The organism is Streptomyces sp. NPDC006372 (assembly GCF_040612515.1).
Lineage (GTDB): Bacteria > Actinomycetota > Actinomycetes > Streptomycetales > Streptomycetaceae > Streptomyces.
Genome location: NZ_JBEXQJ010000040.1, coordinates 52,579 through 71,147, shown reverse-complemented (window position 1 = coordinate 71,147; position 18,569 = coordinate 52,579). Strand labels below are relative to the sequence as shown.

Annotated in this window: 9 protein-coding genes; 1 reads left to right on the top strand and 8 read right to left on the bottom strand. The window is 71.9% G+C overall.

The features are described from left to right. Nucleotide 1: 1 nt before the first annotated feature. Complete coding sequence (locus ABZ016_RS37055; RefSeq protein WP_356921135.1) at nt 2-1,642, bottom strand: SDR family oxidoreductase; 1,641 nt, start codon at nt 1,640-1,642, stop codon at nt 2-4. Nucleotides 1,643-1,957: 315 nt separating this feature from the next. Here ABZ016_RS37055 and ABZ016_RS37050 point away from each other — a divergent pair, with 315 nt between their 5' ends. Then, nucleotides 1,958-2,608, top strand: a complete 651-nt coding sequence (locus ABZ016_RS37050) for a LysE family translocator (RefSeq protein WP_356921134.1) — start codon at nt 1,958-1,960, stop codon at nt 2,606-2,608. Nucleotides 2,609-2,623: 15 nt separating this feature from the next. On the opposite strand, the gene ABZ016_RS37045 is transcribed toward ABZ016_RS37050, so the two are convergent. From ABZ016_RS37045 to ABZ016_RS37015, 7 genes are all read right to left on the bottom strand, one after another. Continuing rightward, entirely contained in the window at nt 2,624-3,295 is a 672-nt protein-coding gene (locus ABZ016_RS37045; protein WP_356921133.1) for a hypothetical protein, read from the bottom strand. A gap of 213 nt (nt 3,296-3,508) precedes the next feature. Beyond that, a complete protein-coding gene (locus ABZ016_RS37040) occupies nt 3,509-4,714 on the bottom strand; it encodes a glycoside hydrolase family 64 protein (RefSeq protein ID WP_356921132.1) in 1,206 nt (401 codons plus the stop codon). 119 nt (nt 4,715-4,833) lie between these two features. After that, complete coding sequence (locus tag ABZ016_RS37035; RefSeq protein WP_356921131.1) at nt 4,834-12,117, bottom strand: MupA/Atu3671 family FMN-dependent luciferase-like monooxygenase; 7,284 nt, start codon at nt 12,115-12,117, stop codon at nt 4,834-4,836. Further along, a complete protein-coding gene (locus ABZ016_RS37030; RefSeq protein ID WP_356921130.1) occupies nt 12,114-15,401 on the bottom strand; it encodes a beta-ketoacyl synthase N-terminal-like domain-containing protein in 3,288 nt (1,095 codons plus the stop codon). Before ABZ016_RS37030 ends, ABZ016_RS37035 begins: the two co-directional genes overlap by 4 nt. After that, nucleotides 15,401-16,663, bottom strand: coding sequence for an MFS transporter (locus tag ABZ016_RS37025; RefSeq protein ID WP_356921129.1), 1,263 nt, complete (start codon nt 16,661-16,663; stop codon nt 15,401-15,403). The genes ABZ016_RS37030 and ABZ016_RS37025 overlap by 1 nt, the downstream gene beginning before the upstream one ends. 287 nt (nt 16,664-16,950) lie before the next feature. Beyond that, complete coding sequence (locus tag ABZ016_RS37020; RefSeq protein WP_356921128.1) at nt 16,951-17,682, bottom strand: DUF1775 domain-containing protein; 732 nt, start codon at nt 17,680-17,682, stop codon at nt 16,951-16,953. A 161-nt stretch (nt 17,683-17,843) separates the two neighbouring features. Then, on the bottom strand, nt 17,844-18,479 hold the full coding sequence (locus tag ABZ016_RS37015; protein ID WP_356921127.1) for a hypothetical protein: 636 nt from the start codon (nt 18,477-18,479) through the stop codon (nt 17,844-17,846). Between the last annotated feature and the right edge of the window lie 90 nt (nt 18,480-18,569).

The window sequence follows — 18,569 nt, the reverse complement described above, 5'->3', positions numbered from 1 at the left end:
TTCAGCTTCTCTCCGGGGGCTCACGGCGGCCGGTGGGTACTGCACTGTCTTCACAGTCTTCCGGCGGTGAGGCGTGTCCGGATGCGGTTCCGGGTGCCCGTGCCCGAGTGCGCTCCTCCTGGACGCGGGACGCGGCGCGGACGATGTTGCGGGCCATGCCGCCGAAGACGGCCGCGTGGAAGGGCCAGACGCTCCACCAGTAGAGGTGGCCCAGCAGTCCGTGGGGGTGGAAGAGGGCGCGCTGGCGGTACCGGGCGGGCCCGTCGGCGTCGCCGTCCACCCGCATCTCCAGCCAGGCCAGGCCGGGCAGCCGCATCTCGGCGCGCAGCCGCAGCAGCCGGCCGCGCCGGATCTCCTCCACCCGCCAGAAGTCCAGGGAGTCGCCCGCCCGGAGCCGGCGCGCGTCGCGTCGGCCCCGGCGCAGGCCCACGCCGCCCGCGAGACGGTCCAGCCGCCCGCGTACCGCCCAGGCCAGGGGGAACGAGTACCAGCCGTTCTCCCCGCCGATCCCCTCGACGACCTGCCACAGCGCGTCGGGCGCGACGTCCGTCTCGAGTTCCCGGTGGTCGGTGTAGAGGCTGCCGCCCGCCCAGTCCGGGTCGGTGGGCAGGGGGTCGCTGGGGGCGCCGGGCACGGCGGCGGACGACCACCGGGTGGTGACCTGAGCCTCCCGGACGCGTTGCAGCGCCAGGGTGACGGCGCGGTCGAAACCGAGGGGGTGTCCGGGCGGGCTCGGCACGTACTGGTCGATGTCGCGGTCCCGGCACACCACCTCGTGGCGCAGGGACTCCGTCAGCGGCCGGGCGATCGAGGCGGGCACCGGGGTCACCAGTCCGACCCAGTGGCTGGACAGTCCGGGCGTGAGTACGGGCACCGGCAGGATGAGCCGCCGGGGCAGCCGGGCGACGGCGGCGTACCGGCGCATCATGTCCAGGTAGGTCAGCACCTCCGGGCCGCCGATGTCGAAGGCGCGGTTGACGTCGGGGGGAAGGCCGGCGCAGCCCACCAGGACGCGCAGCACGTCCCGTACGGCGATCGGCTGGATGCGGGTGCTCACCCAGCGCGGGGTGACCATGACCGGCAGACGCTCGGTGAGGTAGCGCAGCATCTCGAAGCTCGCCGAGCCCGAGCCGATGATGACGGCCGCGCGCAGGACGGCGGTCGGCACGCCCGAGTCGAGGAGGATGCGACCGACCTCGGTGCGGGAGCGCAGGTGCGGGGAGAGACGCGCCTCGGGCACGCCGGCGGGGGTGAGTCCGCCTAGGTAGACGAGGCGCCGGACACCGGACCGGCGAGCCTGCTCGCCGAAGACGCGCGCCGCGGCACGGTCGGTCCGTTCGAAGTCGTCCCCGGTGCCGAGGGCGTGGACGAGGTAGTAGGCGACGTCCGCCCCGGCCATCGCCCGTGCCACGGATCCGGCGTCGGTGACGTCGCCCCGGACGATCTCCACCCGGCCGGCCCACGGGTGGTCGCGCAGCTTGTCCGGCGTGCGGGCGAGGCAGCGCACCCGGTGGCCGGCGTCCAGCAGTTCCGGCACCAGCCGCCCGCCGATGTAGCCGCTCGCGCCGGTCACGAGGCAGGTCGAGGTGGTACGCCCCGCCGACCCGTTCCCACCGCTCCCGGTGGCCTGTTCGTCGCCCATGTCTCCGTCCCAGCCCGCCCGTCGTCCGCCGCGGCGTCCTGGTGACCGCCTTCCGGACTACTACCGTGCGGGCGGCCCGGCCGGATGCGCCCGGTGCGTGCGGCGGGCGGGTGACTTGCCGCGCCCTCCCCTGGTCCCGCGTGATCTTCGGGTGCAGCATGAACGGCCCCACCGACAGCGCTTCCACAGGGTTTTCACCGCTGCTTCACGAGCCCGGTTCGGGGCCCCGGGGGTACTCGACGGTTCCGCACCTGCTCCACGGACCGACGCCCATGGTCGGCGAGCCGGCCGGGGGCCAGTCGAAAAGGGGAGTGGATGTCGGTCGATCTGGTCGGATTTCTCGGTGTGGTGCTGGTGGCCTACACGGTCCCCGGACCGGACTTCCTCGTCGTGGTGAGATCGGCGGCCGAGGACCCCGCCAAGGGGCGGGCCGCGGCCCTCGGAGCCCAGGCCGGACTGTGCGTACACATGCTCGCCGCCGCCGTCGGGCTGTCGCTGGTCGTCGCCCGCTCGCCCCTGGTCTACGACGCCGTCAAGCTGCTCGGAGCGCTCTACCTGGTCTGCTTGGGCGTTCGGGCCGTGCTGACCGCTCGGCGGGAGACCGCCGGCACCGGCGCGCCGGAGGGCGGCCTCCCGCCGGGGACCGCGGTGGACAGGACGGGCGACGGCCGCGGGCGGTCCGGCTTCAGCCAGGGCTTCTTCACCAATGTGCTCAATCCCAAGGCCGCGCTGTTCTTCATCAGCATCCTGCCGCAGTTCGTCAACGGCAGCGGTTCGACAGCACGGCAGATCTTCTTCCTCGGCACCCTGGACGTCCTCGTCGGCATCGCCTACTGGTTCGTCCTCGTCACCGTCGCCGCGCGGCTACGAACTCTCCTCGTCCGCCCGAAGGTCCGCCACCGCTGGGAACTGACAACGGGCTGGCTGTTCATCGCCATCGGCATCGGGGTCGCCGCAGCTCCCTGATCGCCTCACGGCGGATCAGCCGCCCCGGGTGAAGACCCTGTCCTGGGTGGAGCCGGTGGAGCACAGCTTCCTCTCCTCGGCCGTCATCTTGCGGGACTTGACGACGACCGCGCTGTGCTTGCCGTCCGTGCCGTTCGGGGCCGGGCCGGTGACCACGTCGGGGACGAACCAGTAGTAGTGACCCCACTTGGGGTCGTCGTAGTGGGTCTGCCAGGTTCCGGATATCCGCTGCATCACCTGGGAGCGGGAGATCCAGCCCACTTCTCCCGGCTTCACGTTCACGGTGAAGGAACTCGTCTCCGTGTGCGAGCTCTGCCACGTGTAGTTGTACGTAGCGGTCACACTGGCCGTGATGATGCCTTCGATGCCTCCGCCCACGGTGACCGAGCCGCCCACCGAGTGGGAGGAGCCCACGGTGTCGGCCCATGACATCGACTGGGACGCGGCCGAGTCCGTGCAGTTGAAGAGGAGTTCGGAGACCTGACGGGGCTCACCGAGGTACGCCTCGCCGATCTGCGGGGAGTTGAAGCTGCACTTGCCTGCCCCGGAAGCGCAGTCGGCCATGAGCTGTTCCGCGGTGGGTTGTTCCCCGGCCGCGGCGGGCACGGCCGCCGCGATCATTCCGAGTGCGGTCGCCGTCAACGCCAGCGTGCGGCCGCCGTACCGCAGGGCGCGGTTCGTCGTCATCGTTGGTGCCTCTCACCAGTGCGTGGGGGGACGATGACCGCACCCTCCGATACAGGAGGGTCTGCGGTCACCGCGTGATGCCAACGAGGCTCACGTAAACCGCAGCCCAACTACACCAAGGACCAGCAAAGTTGTAATTGATTTTCAGAACTTGTGAACAGTCAACGGACACACCGGCACCGCGAGCCATGGCGGTACCGGTGGCCGAGGCGGTCAGTTGAGGGGATCGAGCGTGAGGTAGGCCTGGCGCGGGCTGCCGTCGTGGACGAGTGACTCGTGATGACCGACGTCGTCGAAGGCGAACGCGTACGCCTTGCCGTCGGCTGTCTGAGCGTGGATCTTGCGTGCGTAGTGATTGGTGACGTTGTCCTTGTAGAAGGAATCGGCGGCGGAGTCCGGCTGGTCGGGGTTGACCAGCAGGGTGGAGCGGTTGAAGCCGGCGCACAGGGTGCGCGAGATCGGGCCGCGCACCAGGTCGTTGGGGGCGTCGAGTTTCCCGTGACAGCCGAAGATCGAGGCGGCGTCCGGTTTGTCGAAGCTGGTGACGGTGGCGCCGGAGCTGTTGGTGAAGTGCATGACTCCGCCGGAGACCCGGCCGTAGTACTTGGTGCCCGGCTGGTCGGCGAAGGGGGTGACCGTCAGGGTCGAGGTGGAGTACTTCTGCCAGACGCGGTTGACGTAGTCGTCCATGACGGTGGCGGGCAGTGCGCCGGTCTCCAGCCCGTACAACGGTGACAGGGCGCGCAGTACGGTGCCGTCGGCGCGGGTCTGGATCAGGTTGGCCCAGCCTCCGGGCTGTCCCCTGAGGGCGTTGAAGAAGCCGTTGTATCCGCCGGGCTTGAGCCGGCCGGTGCTCGCGGTGCTGCCGTCGGCTCGTTGCACTCCCACCGCGTACGGCGCGGAGAACATGTCGACCTGTGTGCTGTTGATCCACAGGCCCGAGTCGTTGAGTGTGTACTCCGACCAGTTGAACAGGATGTTCCGGTTGGGGTCGGCCGGGTTCTGCACGGCGGGCTGGACCAGGCCTCCGGTGGTCAGCTTGAAGACCAGTTTCCGGCCGTAGGAGAAGTACACGCGGCCGGAGAACTTCGGCATGCGGATCGTTGCCGACTGGCCCGCCGCCGGGCCCGGGATGGATGCGTCGGGGGCGGGGGTCGGCGGGTTTCCGCCCGCGGGCCAGGGGTGGAACGTCCCGCCCGCGTCGGCCCAGCCCTGGCGGCCCGTCGACAGATCCGTGCCGAGGTTGTAGATGTACACCTGCTCGCCGCGTGCCGAGTTGTTGGTGATCTTCAGGGGGATCGTCGCCGGGACGGCGGCGAGGGCCGGCGCACTCACTCCGGTGGCGAGGAGAGAGCCGGTCAGGGCCGTCGCGAGGGACAACCCCACAGCCGCAGCCCGGCGTCTGAGGGTCCGTAGCATGCTCTGTCTCCGTTCGACGGATGGCCGATTCGAGCAACTGTGAGAGCGCTCTCAGAGTGGCGCGTTGGTACGGACCTGTCAATGAGGGGGGCGACACCGGTGTGTGCCGCCCCCCGGCGTCAGCTGTCGAGGGCCCGGCGGACCTCGACACGCAGGAGACCCACGTAGTCCCGGGTCCAGCCCTCGACCGTCGAGTGGTCCCAGAGGTCGGCGGAGTACTCCACGAAGCCCTGCAGTTCGTCCCCGGCCGGGACGAGTCCGAAGGTCAGTTCCGTGCGGGACGCGGCGGGGGCCAGGTCCTCTATCGCCGTGGTCAGCCCGGGCAGTTCGACCTCGGCGTCCAGAGAGCTCTGGTACGCGAAGCCGACGTCGAGCCGGTCCGGCACCTCGACGCCCGTGCGCTCCCGCAGCGCGGGGGCGATCCGGCGCACCGGCACGGCCCGGTCCATGCACTCCACCGCAGTACGGGCGATCCGGTCCGTCAGGTCGGTGAAGGAACCTGCCGCTCCCTCCCGTACCGGCAGTGCGAAACCGGTGATCGTGCAGGCCAGCAGGGACTCGAAGGCACGACGCTCACGGTTGGCGTAGGAGACGTTGAACACGACGTCGGCCTGCCCGGACTTCTGCGCGAGCATCCGGCCGAGAGCCGCCGCCGTGACCACGAACGGTGTCGTGCCCCGCTGCTTCGCCAGGCGTTCCACCGCGGCCCGCACGTCGGCCGGCACGGAGAACATCACGGCGCCGCCCCGGCCGCTCGGCTTCTCGGGCCGGGGCCGGTCCAGGGGCAGGCCGACGGTGAACGGCACTCCGTCGAGCTCGCGCAGCCAGAACCGCAGCTTTCCCTCGTCGGCCGCCGGGTCCGCCTGGTCCCGCTGCCAACGGGCGTACTCCACGGGCTGGCACCGCACGGGCGGCAGGGTGTCCGGGGCGCCCCGCAGTGCGAAACCGTAGAGCGCGGCCAGTTCCTTCAGGAGCAGGCTGACGGACCATCCGTCGCAGGCGGAGTGGTGCAGCACCAGGAGCAGGACCCAGACACTCTCGCCGGTGCGCAGGAGTCGTACGGCCATCGGTGTCCCGTGCGTGGGGTCGATCGGTGTTTCGGTGGCCTCCGTGCCGGCCCGTTCCAGGGCTGTTCGCCGCTCGTGCTCGGGCCGTGTGGTGAGGTCCTCGACCGGCAGCTCCACCGGTCCGGGCCTCAGTACCTGCTGCTCCCAGCCGTCACCGCTGCGGGCCAGGCGGGTCCGCAGTCCCTCGTGCCGGTCGACCAGCCGGGTCAGGGCGGTGCGCAGGGCCGGCACGTCCAGGTTCCCGGAGAGGGTGATCCGCAGCGCGACGTTGAAGACCTGGGGGAGGGGATGGTCGGCGTGTACCGCCGCGAAACGGGACTGCTGTGCGGTGGCGGGGGCCCGGCGTTCCATCGTGCCGGGCCCGTCATCGGCCGCGGGCCCCGGGGCCGGGTCCCTCTCGCTCGCCGGGGAGGCCAGTCGGGCCGTCATGGCCCGCAGCGTCGGATCCTGGTAGAAGCTCAGCATCGGGTACTCGGTGCCGAACTCCTCCCGGACCTGGTTGACCAGCCGCATCGCGGTGATCGAGTGGCCTCCCAGGTCGAAGAACGAGGCGTCGGCCGCGATGTCGTCGGCTTCGACACCGAACTCGCCGGCCCACAGTTTCCGTACCCGCTGTTCGATGTCCGTGTGATGACCGGTCGTGGGGCCACCGTCGCCGGTGCTGCCCAGGCTGTGCCGCGGTGCGGTCGTGACGAGGTCCGGTGCCGCCAGCGCCGTTCGGTCCAGCTTCCCGTTGTCCGTCGTGGGGAGAGCGGGCAGGATCCGCCAGGCGCGTGGCACCAGGTACTCCGGCAGCCGGGCGGCCAGTTCCTCGGCCATCAGGTCGGCGAACGCCTGCCGGTCGTCGGCGGTCCGGCCGACCGGGTCGGCCGGGACGGCGTAGGCCGCGAGGTACGCCTCGCCGCGGTCGTTGCGGCGAGCCAGTACACCCGCCTCGCGCACCCCGTCCAGGGAGTTGAGCACTCGGGAGACCTCCTCCGGCTCGACCCGGAAGCCGCGGATCTTCACCTGGTCGTCGGCCCTGCCGCAGAACTCCAGTGTCCCGTCGTCGTTCCAGCGGACCAGGTCACCGGTGCGGTACCGACGGGCGTCCGGGCCACCGTCCGGGTCGGGCAGGAAGCGCTCCTCGGTGAGGTCCGGGCGGTGCAGGTAGCCGAGCGTCACACCGGGGCCGCCGACGTACAACTCCCCCATGATGCCGACCGGCGCCGGGGTACCGGACGCGTCGAGCACGCTCAGCCGCACGTTGTCGACGGGACGCCCGATCGCGATCGCGCGGGCGGGGCCCTGGCCTTCCGGGGGGACGGTGTGCGTGGTGCACAGCACGGTGACCTCGGTGGGTCCGTACACGTTCACCGTCTCGTACGGCGCCTCGGGCCGCGGCCGGGTACGCAGCACGTCGCCGCCGAGCAGCAGGTGACGCAGCGGCGGCTGGTCGGCCGGGGGCAGCCTCAGCAGTTGTTCGCCCAGGGCGGTGGGCAGGATCGAGAAGGTGACGCCCTGCTCGGCGTACCACCGGGCCAGGGCCCGCGGGTCTCTGCGCAGTTCCTCGGCGGCGATCACGACCGAGGCGCCCGCGGTCAGCGCCGGCCAGATCTCCAGGAGCGAGGCGTCGAAGCTCTGGCTGCACACGACGGCGCTGCGGTCGGCCGGAGTGAAGGCGAAGCGCCGGTGCTGCCACTCGCACAGGTCGACGACGCCGCGGTGCGCCACCACGACGCCCTTGGGGACGCCGGTGCTGCCCGAGGTGTAGAGGACGCAGCACGGAGACTGGCTGCCGATGGTGGGCCCGGCTCCGTGCCGGCGTAGAGCGGTGGCGTCGGGCGGGACGACCGCCACGTGTCCGGGCAGCTTCAAGGCGGCCGCTTCCTCGTGGCTCGACACGAGCGTCCGGGCCCCGCACTCGGCGATGACCTGCTCGGCGCGCGCCCGTCCCAGTGCGGGATCGAGCGGGACGTAGGCGCGGCCCGTCTTGAGCACGGCGAGCATGGCGACGACGAGGTCGGCGGAGCGCGGCAGCCACAGGGCCACCGCCTCGTCGCCGCCCGCGGTGTACCGGCCCCGCAGGGCGGCGGCCAACTGCTCGGCGTGCTCGTCCAGTTCGCGGTAGGTCAGTCGACTGTCGCCGCTGATCACCGCCGTGCTGTCCGGCCGCGCGGCTGCCTGCCGGGCGAAGAGGGCCTGGACGGTGCTGTCCGCGGGCGAGCGGCAAGGGCCGTGCTGCCAGGACGGCGGTACGGGGTCTCCCCCGGCCGCTGTGTCGACGGCCCCGGGCGCGAGTCGTGACAGGGGTACGTCGGGTGTGTCGACCGCCGCCGTGAGCAGGTCCCGGAACATGGCGAAGAACCGGTCGACGGTGCCCTGGTCGAACAGGTCGGTGTTGTACTCCAGATGGCAGCGGATGCCCTGCGGCTGGTCGGTGAAGTAGACGGTGAGGTCCGTGAGGGACTTGTCGGGGCCGGCGTCCAGCGGTGTGGCCTCGATGCCGGGCAGGTCGAAGCGGAACGGTTCGGCACGCTGGAACTCGGCGAAGGCCTGGAACACCGGTGTCCGGTCGACCGCTCTGGCCGGGGCGAGCTCGCGGACCACCGTCTCGAAGGGCACACGCGCGTGGTCGTACGCGTCGAGGGCTACCGTGCGCACCCGCTCCAGCAGCGTGGTGAACGCGGGGTCGCCCGACAGGTCGAGGCGCAGGGCGAGGGTGTTCACGAAGAAACCGACCAGGTGCTCGGCCCGTTCGGGGCGGTCCGAGATCGGGGTGCCGACGACGATGTCCGTCTGTCCGGTGACGCGGTGCAGCATCGCCGCGTATCCGGCGAGCAGGGTCATGAACAGGGTGCTGCGGCGGCTGCGGCTCACCTCGCGGAGGCGCTGGGAGAGTTCCGGGTCGAGGGTGTGGAAGACCGCCCGGCCGTCGGAGGTCATCGTCGCGGGACGCGGCCGGTCGGTGGGCAGCGCGAGGACGGGCAGCTCGCCGTCCAGGGCGCGGCGCCAGTAGTGCAGGTCTTCGTCGGTCCAGGAACCGTTCGCCGCCTGTTCCCTGGCGTGGTCGGCGTAGCTCCAGCCGAGGGCCGGGAGATCAGGGGTGGTGCCGTCGCGTTCAGCACGGTAGAGGGCGGACAGGTCGCGGGCGAGGACGGTGGCGGAGGCCGCGTCGACCACGATGTGGTGGAGGGACAGGACGAGGACGTGCTCCGCCTCGGCGCACCTGACCAGCCGGGTGACGAACAGTGGGCCTTCCGCGAGGTCGAAGCGGCGTGCGCTCTCGGCCGACAGGACGTCCTGGAGGACGGCCCGAGGGCTGCCGGTGGCGTCCACGAGCGCGAAGTCGGGCTCGGCGGAGGCCCGCACCAGCTGCCGGGGCTCGCCCGCCGCCTCACGGAAGACCGTGCGCAGGCCCTCGTGCCGGGCGACGAGACCGCGCAGCGCCGCGCGCAGAGCTTTCACGTCGAGGGGGCCGTCCAGGCGGATCGCCTTGATCTCGTTGTAGGCGGTGCGGCCCGGGAGCAACCGCTCGAGGAACCAGATCCGTTCCTGGCCGGGCGACAAAGGAGCGTCGGCGACGACGGATTCGGCCGGTGGGCCCGCAGAGCGCGTGGACCCGGATGCTGTGGCGGCGGTGCGGGGGCCGTAGTGGCGGCGCAGCGCGTCTAGGCGCGGGAGGCCGGCGCGCAGCTCGTCCGCCGCGACACCGAAGTCGACGAGCGCCACGATCTCGTCCGCCCCCGCCGCGGTCACCGCGTCCACCACCGGGCGGACGCTGTCCGCCGTGCCGATCAGGGCGCGCTGGTCGCAGTAGCGGCCGTAGGCGCGACGGAACACCGTCTGCAGGTCGTCCTCGCTGAGGGCGGCCAGGTCGACGCTGTGCCCGAGGCTGTTGGTGACTCCGCTGAAGAGGGACAGGGACGCGCGCATGTAGCGGGACAGCGGTTCGAACGCCTCCGCCCGCGCGGTGTCGTGGTCCTCGGCGAGGTAGGTGTGCAGCAGGACGGCCACCCGGCCGGTGTCCGGATCCAGGCCGTGACGGGCCCGGGTGCTCCGATAGCGGGTGATGTTCTCCTGGAGCTGTTCGACGGTCTGGGTCATCAGATTGGTGACGATGCCCAGGTCGTGCCGGGCGGCCAGTTCGTACGAGGCAGGGTTGCCGACGACGGCGGTGTACAGGGGAGGGGCGTCCTGCACCGGCCGCGGGAAGAGCCTCAGGTCGGCCTCGCCGTCACCCGTGGTGCGGCGCACCGCGTCGCCGCGCCAGAACTTCCGTACCTCCTGAAGCTGTTCGTACATCAACTCCTTGTGCCGGCCGAAGCGGTCGGGGAAGAAGGCGAAGTCCTTGGAGCTCCATCCGCTGGCGACGCCGATGCCGACGCGCCCGCCGGAGAGGTTGTCGACCATCGACCACTCCTCGGCGACCCGGATGGGGTCGTGGAGGGGCAGCACGACGGAGCCGGCGTTGAGGCGGATGCGCTCGGTCTCACGGGACAGCGCGGCCGCGAGCACCGCCGGGTTGGGGAAGAGGCCGCCGAAGGAGTGGAAGTGGCGCTCGGGCATCCAGAGCGCGTGGAAGTCGTGCCGGTCGGCGAAGCGGGCGACTTCCATGAGGAGGTCGTACTGGCCCTGGCGAGGCGCCGTGGTGCCCTGGGGGTAGTCGCCGAAGAAGTAGACGCTGAAGTCGGGTGTGTGCGGGACGACTTCCTTCACGGGCGTGGTGCGGGGTGCGGTGGCTGCCGCCGCGTTCCAGGCCATGGAGGCCACGGGAGCGGGTGCCGGCACCGTCGGCTTCAGGGGGGTCGGCTTCAGCGCCATGGACCGCGTGCCCGGGAAGAAGCCCGCCGACCGCAGCTCGCGCAGTGAGTCCCGGACGGCGTCGGCGACGAACTCGATGTCACCGTCCGAGTGGGCCGTGGACAGGAAGAAGTTGCGCCACTCCCAGACGTGCACGCCGCGCAGCATCAGGTGGTGGTAGAGCAGCTCCATGTCGGCGCGGTGCTCGAAACGGAACTGGGAGCCGAAGTGGGTCATCCGCAGCGGGTACTCCTCGGCTTCGAAGAAGCCGTTGAGCGTGGCGGCGAGTTCGGCGGTGCGGGCGTTGAGGCGCTCCTGGAGGTGCGGGCTGTGCTCCTTGAGGTGGGTCAGGACCGACCGCGCGGCAACCATCGACACGGGGTGCTGGATGTACGTGCCGCCGAAGAAGGTGGTGTCGGCCGGCGGGTAACTGTCGTCTCCGTACGACCAGTAGCCGCCGTCGACGCCGTCCATGATGTCGGCACGGCCGGCGATGGCGCCGACGGGGAAGCCACCGCCGAGCAGCTTGCCGTAGGTGGCCAGGTCGGGGGTGACGCCGTACAGTTCCTGCGCGCCGCGCGGGGCGGGACGGAAGCCGGTCAGCATCTCGTCGAAGAGCAGGACGATGCCGTGGCGGCGGGTCAGTTCCCGTAACGCGCGGACGAACTCGACGGGCTGGAGCGAGGGATGTCTGCTCTGCACCGGCTCCACGACGACCGCGGCGATGTCGCCGGCGTGCCGGGCGATGGTCTCCAGGGCGGTGTCGCTGCCGTAGTCGAGCACCAGCAGATCGGAGACGGCGGCCGGCGGGATGCCCCGGGAGACGGGCACGGTGATCTGCTCGCCCCCGCCGCCCGAGGGCCGACCGAGGACGTTGTCGGCGTGGCCGTGGTAGGCACCCAGGAAGGTGACGATCTTGTCGCGGCCGGTGGCGGCGCGGGCGAGGCGGATGGCCGCCGAGTTCGCCTCCGTCCCGGAGTTGGCGAAGGCCACCCGCTCGAACCCGGTCAGTTCCGCGAGGAGTTCCGCCGCCTCGCCGGTCTCGATGGCGCGGGGACCGAGCTGGATGCCGCGGGACAGGTGCTCGCGCACGGCCTCGGTGACGAAGCCCGGCTCGTGACCGAAGAGGAGGACGCCGAAGCCCATGGTGATGTCGACGTACTCGTTGCCGTCGACGTCCTCCAGGCGTGCCCCGCCGGCGCGGCGGCCCGCGATCGGGTACAGCATCTCCTTCGTGCCGCTGCGGAAGCCGACGACGGCACGGCTGTCGGCCAGGACGCGGCGGTAGCGCTGGGCGATCCGCTTGGAGGCCGGGGTCTTGGCGGTGTAGCGGCGGACGAGGTCGTCCAGGTGCGTCTGCTGGGAGTGCGGGGAGGCGTCCCGGACCATGCCGGAGCTCCGTGCGACCGTCACCCGGGGGCCGTGTACGCGGGCCGGTTCCGCGGCGGGTGTGCCGGTGCCGCCCTGCATCTGCTCGGTGATGCGCTGGGAGAGGTCGGCCATCGCCGCCAGGTCCTGGTCCAGGGCGGCGGATATGCCGCTCAGGCGGGTCACTTGGCCACCGCGCCGTTGAGCCGGTCCGTGGCCGTGGCGGTCTGGAGGGCGAGCAACTGGGAGAGCTGGGACATCATCTGCAACTGGATCTGCGACAGCTGGTGGATCTTGTGGGCGAGGTCCTCCAGTTCCTCGCGGGTCGCGTACTCGGGAGGGGACGCGGTGCCTGCGGCGGGAGCGGGCGCGGGCAGGGGTGTGGGCGCGGCTAGCGGTGTGGGCGCGGGTTCAGGTGCCGGCGCGGGTTGGGGTGCCGGCGCTGCCGCCGGGGGCTCGGGTTCGGCCTGTGAGGACGGCTCCGGCATCCGAGCGGCGATGAATTCGGCGAGTCTGCGGGGCGTGCCGGTCTCCTCGAACAGCTGCCGCATCGTCACCTTGACCTGATGCGCCTGCTCCAGTTCCCGCAGCACACTGATCATCTGCAGTGAGTCGGCGCCGAGGTCGAAGAAGGACTCGTCCGCGGCGATCGCGGCCGGATCCTCGCCGAGATGCCGGGCGGCCGCTTCGACGATGCTGTGGAGTACGCGTGCGACCGCTGCCTCTTGCTGCGCCACTTCTGTTCCCTTTCTCGCTGCTGATCTCGTGCTCAGGGGCGTCAACCGGGGCCCCGTCCAGTGGTCCTTGTGCTGGAACCGGTATCCGGGCAGCGGGACGCGTCTGCCTCCGCTGCCGGCCAGGAGCACCTCCCAGGCGACCTCCGCTCCGGCGCAGTGCAGTTCCGCGGCCGCACCCCAGAGGGCGCCGAGTCCGGTGCCGCGCCGCAGGGACGGCACGGCCCGTACGCCGGACAGCTCCCGGCGGGCCAGGCCGCTGAGGGTGGTGTGCGGCCCGATCTCGAGGAGTACGTCCGGCCGCTGCGCTCCGATCGCGCGCAACGCCTCGTCGTAGCGGACGGGATCACGGGTGTGCCGTAGCAGGTGGTCGGGGCCCGGGATCCAGCCGGGCGCGCGGGTCACCCCGTCCAGTGCGCTGACGAACGGGACCCGGACGGGCCGGAACTGCACGTCCTCCAGGACCTTCCGGAACTCCTCCAGCGCGGGTTCCATCAGGGCCGTGTGGAAGGCGCGGGTCACGGGCAGCCGCTGCCCCGGAGTGCCGCGGTCGTCGAGCAGGGCGCACGCCCGGTCGACGGCGGCGACGGGTCCGGCGAGGACCTGGGCGCGGTCCCCGTTCGTCACGGCCGTTTCCAGACCGGGCACCTCGGCGGCCAGGGCGAGGGCGGCGGCCCGGTCGAGCGGGGCGGCCACCATCGCGCCCCGCGCACACCGCTGTTGCATGAGCCGTCCGCGTTCGGCGGTGAGACGCACACCGTCCTCGAGGGACAGGGCCCCGGCCGCGTACAGCGCGGCGTACTCTCCGACGCTGTGCCCGGTGACGGCGTACGGTTCGACCCCGGCGTCGCGCCACAGCCGGACGAGGGCGCACTGCAGGGCGAACAGCGCGGGCTGTGCGACGTCCGTCTCCAGCCCCTCCTCCGGCGGCCTCTCCCCCGGTGCGCCCGGTGAGTCCACCGCGCGCGGCGCGGTGAACAGCGAGTCGCCGGTGCGGTCGCCGTAGTGGCGCTCGCAGGTGTCGAACACCTCGCGTACGGCGGCGAAACGGGCGGCGAGTGCGGCGGCCGCGTCTGCGTGCTCGCCGCTGCCCTGTCCGGAGAACTGGAACGCCACGCGCGCGCCCGCCGCGGGGCTCGTTCCCGTGGTCACCGTCGCTCCGGTGGTTCCGGCGAGCCAGGCGTCGAGGGCGTCGGCGAGGGCCGCCGGGGTGGAACCGCGGGTGGCGAGCCGGTGACGGCCGTGGGTGCGCCCGAGTGCCGCGGTGGTGACGAGGTCGGCGAGGTGCGGTGCGGGGGGCCGGCGTAACGCGTCGCGGAAGGCAGCGGCATTGCCGGCGAGTGCCTGCGGGCTGCTGCCCGAGATGAGCAGGACGTCCGGAGGGGAGGCCGCGCCGGTCCTGGGCGCCGGTTGGGGAGCCTCCTCCAGGATCAGGTGGACGTTGGTGCCGCCGACGCCGAGCGAGGTGAGGCCGGCTCGGCGGGGCTCGTCACTCGCGGGCCAGGGCCGTGCGGTCCTGGGGATGTAGAAGGGACTGTGGTCGAGGTCGATGAGCGGGTTGGGTTCGCTGAAGTTCGCCATCGGCGGGATCACGCCGTGCCGCAGGACGAGCAGGGTCTTGACGAGGCCGGCGAGCCCGGAGGCGGCGTCGAGGTGGCCGATGTTGGCCTTCGTCGAGCCGAGGGCGCAGTAACCGTCGCGGTCGGTGTCCTCACGGTAGGCGCGGGATGCGCCGTCGAACTCGATCGGGTCGCCCTTGAGCGTGCCGGTGCCGTGGGTCTCCAGGTAGCCGATGGTGTCCGCCCCGACGCCGGCGCGTCGCAGGGCCTGGCGGATGGCCGCGTGCTGGCCTTGGGCGCTCGGGGCGGTGAACGTGGTCTTGCCGGCTCCGTCGTTGGTGATGCCCCAGCCCCGGACGACGCCGTGGATGGTGTCGCCGTCGGCGACGGCCCGGCCCAGCCGTTTCAGTACGACGGCCAGGACGCCCGTGCCTCCCACGGTGCCGTCGGCGCCGGCGTCGAAGGCGCGCAGGCGGCCGGACCTGGAGAGGATCGAGCCCTTGACGTGACGGTAGCCCAGGACCTGCGGCACATGGACGGCGGTGGCGCCGACGAGGGCGATGTCGCAGTCACCCATGAGCAGCGACTGGGCGGCCGACTGCACGCCGACGAGGGAACTGGAGCAGCCCGTCTGGAGGTTGACGGCGGGGCCGGTCAGGCCGAGCCGGTAGGCGACACGGGTGGCCGTGAAGTCGGTGTAATTGCCGACCGTGATCTGCATGCCCGCCGTCCAGTCGGAGACGGTCTGGCTGGGCAGGACGTTGTTGAGGAGATAGTGCTGGAAGGTGTAGAGGTGGTACCCGGTGCTGGCGAAGACGCCGACGCGGGTGCCGTCCCGCTCGCCCGGGTACCCGGCGTTCTCCAGGGCGTGCTGGGCGCATTCGAGGAACATGCGGTGCTGCGGGTCGGTGAGCCGGGCCTCGCGGGCGCTCATCGCGAAGTGCTGGGCGTCGAAGCCGGCGATGTCGTCCAGTACTCCGGAGGCTCCGACGAAGTCCTCCGCCCCGTACTCCTCGGCGGGGACACCGGCGGCGGCCAGTTCCTCGTCGGTGAAGCGGGTGATGACGTCGGTGCCGTCCCGGATGATCCGCCAGAGTTCCTCGGGGGTGTCGGCGCCGGGCAGCCGGAAGGCCATGCCGATGACGGCCATCCGCGGGTCCTGATCGGTGCTGCTCATCAGCCGCGTCCCTCCGTCACCGTCGGTTCGTCACGGCCTGCCGCTTCCTCCGCGGGCGGGGCCGGTCTGGTCCTGCCCCGGCTGACCAGCAGCAGGAGCAGGGCCGCGCACAGGACGATGGCGAGGCCGTGGAAGGCGGCCACCACCTGGAGCGGCGAGAAGGTCTCCAGGAGCGCGCCGCTCACGAGCATGCCGAGGCCGAAGCCGGTGTTCTCGGCCGAGGCGGAGAGCCCGAAGAGACGCCCGCGCTGCTCGTCTGGGGCGGTCTGCAGCCTCGACACGTAGACGATCTCGGTGAATCCGTCTGCGGCTCCGGCGACGAGCGCGGCGATGACGGCGGGTGCGGTCGGCAGCCCGCTGAAGACCGCGATGAACCCGGCCGACATCACACAGGCACCGAGCGCGAAGGCCCGCTCCCCCGGTGTCCGCCCGGTCTTCCTGGTGACCCGGCCGATCACCTGCTGGGCGACGATGTTGCCGATGGCCCAGGTGGCCCAGAACTGGCTGATGAACGTGGCCGGATGGTCGGGGTCGAGGCTGCTGGAATAGATGGGGAGGGCGACGTTGTGGGACGAGGACCCCAGCCCGTCGACCGCCCGGATGACGATCATCGCCATCAGCAGTGGCGCCGTGCCCAGCAGGATCCGGGCCGTCAGGCGCGCGGCGTCCGGGGTCTTCGCGGAGCCGGCGGCCGTTGCGTCGGCGGCCGCCCTGGTGCGGACCGGCAGCAGGAACAGCACCGTCGCCGAGACCAGGAACGTCGCGGCGTCCAGCGCGAACGCCGCAGAGTAGCCGAGGTGCGCCACGACAAGGCCCGAGGAGGCGAAGCCGGCGATCATGGCGAGCGAACGGCCGGTCACCAGCAGGGCGTTGGCCCTGACCCGGTGTTCGGCGCCGACGATCTCGGGGATGCTGCTGCGCAGGGCCACCTGGGAGAGTGTCGAGCAGCCGCCGGTGACCACGGCGAGGGCGTACAGCAGGCCGGTGCGCACGCCGTCGGGAGCGAGCAGCAGTGTCAGCAGTGCCACGGCCTGGCACAGGTCGGCGCCGACCATCAGGCGCTTGCGGTCGTAGAGCGAGACGAGCCGTCCGCTCACCCAGCCCGACACGACGTTCGTCGCCAGCCGGACGGCCATGAAGAGGCCGGCGGCCAGCGCACTGCCCGTGGCGTCGTAGACGAAGACGTTCAGCGCCACCATGTTCAGGTAACTGCCGTACGCCGAGATGCCGTTACCCAGGACGAGCAGACGGAAGTACCTCATGCACCTTCCCCAGGGTCTGCATGAAGGGCGTGACCGGTGTGGGACCGGGCCTGCCCTGCCCGCCTGCTCAGTGGTGAGACGGCGTCCGGGCGGGCGGCAGGCCCAGCACGGAAACCGTTCCCCCCAAAGGCCGCCGGACGGCGGCCAGTGATCCGCAACACAAGCAGATGCGGACTGGCGCGTTCAAGACTCGGGAAGTGGTCCAGACGACTTCCGGTCCGGATTTGGCGATTTCGCAGCGCTGGCCGGTGGGGCACCTTTCAGTGCCCCACCGCGGTCGCCGGGTCTCAGGCGGACCGGTTGCGCCGGGTCCTCAGCCACCAGGCACCGCCACCGCCGAGGACGAGCACGGCAGCGACGATGCCCAGCGGCACGGCGACGGGCATACCGTCGTCGTCCTTCGTGTCGTCGGCCACGGGCTGCGCGGACGACGCGTCGTCCGGCTCGTCCGAGGCGGTGCCCTTCGACGGGGCGGGAGTCGTCGGTTCCTCTTCAGGGGCGGGGCTCACGAACTCGGCGCCGGGAGCGGCCGCCTTCAGCTTCAGGCGGGGTGCGGGATGCCCGTGCCCGTGGCCGTCGCCCTCGGCTTCCTCCTCCAGTTGGATCCAGCGGTCGATCTTGCCGTCGCTGTAGCTCTGCAGGGTCTTGAAGACCAGCTCATTCGCGTCGGGCAACTGCCGTACGGTCACGACGTATTCGGCGTCCTCGCCCACGGCGAGCTTCGGTCCGGACACGGTGTAGCCGCGGCCGGTGGGGGCGAACTTCCAGCCCTGGGGGCCTTTTTCGTAGGTGATGTCCTGCGGGGTGATGCCCTCGGGCAGGACCACCTCCAGCTTGCTGATGCCCGCCGAGGCGGACTCCGACTCAGCGGAGAAGGTCAGCGAGACGTTCTTGTCGAGGGCCCGGGCGCCCTCCGCCTCCACCTCGGCGTGGGCTGCGGCCGGGCCCGCGGCGGCGACGGCGATCGCGAAGGCGACCGCGCTGAGCGCGACGGCGGTGGTGCGGGTCTTCCTGGTCACGGTGAGTGCTCCAGTTCTCTGTCGTGCGATGGTGTGTGGGGGCGCCGGCGTGCACGGCGGCGAGCGGCGCGGCGGGCCCGGTGAAGGGGTGAAGTGACGAGGGCCGGGCGTGCGTGTGCCACGGCCGATGCCCGGAGCGCGCCCCGGGAAGCCGGCTGTCGTCAGGCGACAGCTGTCCCCGTGGGTGGACCTCGCGAGGTGATCGCGTGACAGAGGAGAAGCCGCCGCGGCTTTGGAACGGAGCGGTGCCGGACGCGGACGCGCGGCCGGTGCGGCGGTGCGGGCAGTCGCAGGAGCTGGCGCAGCGGCGCCACGAGCCATCCGGCGAGGGCCCTCAGGATGCGGAAGGCGGCGCGCTCACCGTGGGCGAGCCAGAGTCCGCACAGCAGCGCGGCCAGCAGGTGCGCGGCGAGCATGCCGGACGAGGACACGTCGCCCATGCCGTGATCCGGCGCATGGGCGGCCCCCATGTGGTCCAACGACCCCATGGGGTGCGAGGTCCCCGGGCCGTGGCCCGTCGGGTGGCCCGCGGCCGCAGGGGCCATGGACTGGGCGAGTGAGAAGAACGCGTGGAGTACCGCCTGGGTGGCGACGGCGACGGAGCCGACGAGGGCCGGACCGCGTTCCCGGCCGGCCAGTCGCCAGGCCGTGCCGCCGGTCGCCGTCGCTCCCGCGGCCATCGCCCACCAGGGCACGGCGGTTTCGGACATCATGACGTGGCCCAGGGAGGCGAGCAGCACGCAGACCGCCGCGAAGACGGCGGCCCTGAGCGTGCGGGAACACCACCCAGCGGTCATGGCGCCTCATCCTCGCAGTCCGGCTCCCACACGTCAGGGGAGGGTACGGAACCGCCCCCGGTGCCCGACTCAATCCAGCCGCTGTGATCC

Coding starts and splice junctions, on each gene's coding strand:
- ABZ016_RS37015 (WP_356921127.1), bottom strand. CDS start 18,479: ATGACCGCTGGGTGGTGTTCCCGCACGCTCAGGGCCGCCGTCTTCGCG.
- ABZ016_RS37045 (WP_356921133.1), bottom strand. CDS start 3,295: ATGACGACGAACCGCGCCCTGCGGTACGGCGGCCGCACGCTGGCGTTG.
- ABZ016_RS37030 (WP_356921130.1), bottom strand. CDS start 15,401: ATGAGCAGCACCGATCAGGACCCGCGGATGGCCGTCATCGGCATGGCC.
- ABZ016_RS37040 (WP_356921132.1), bottom strand. CDS start 4,714: ATGCTACGGACCCTCAGACGCCGGGCTGCGGCTGTGGGGTTGTCCCTC.
- ABZ016_RS37055 (WP_356921135.1), bottom strand. CDS start 1,642: ATGGGCGACGAACAGGCCACCGGGAGCGGTGGGAACGGGTCGGCGGGG.
- ABZ016_RS37050 (WP_356921134.1), top strand. CDS start 1,958: ATGTCGGTCGATCTGGTCGGATTTCTCGGTGTGGTGCTGGTGGCCTAC.
- ABZ016_RS37025 (WP_356921129.1), bottom strand. CDS start 16,663: ATGAGGTACTTCCGTCTGCTCGTCCTGGGTAACGGCATCTCGGCGTAC.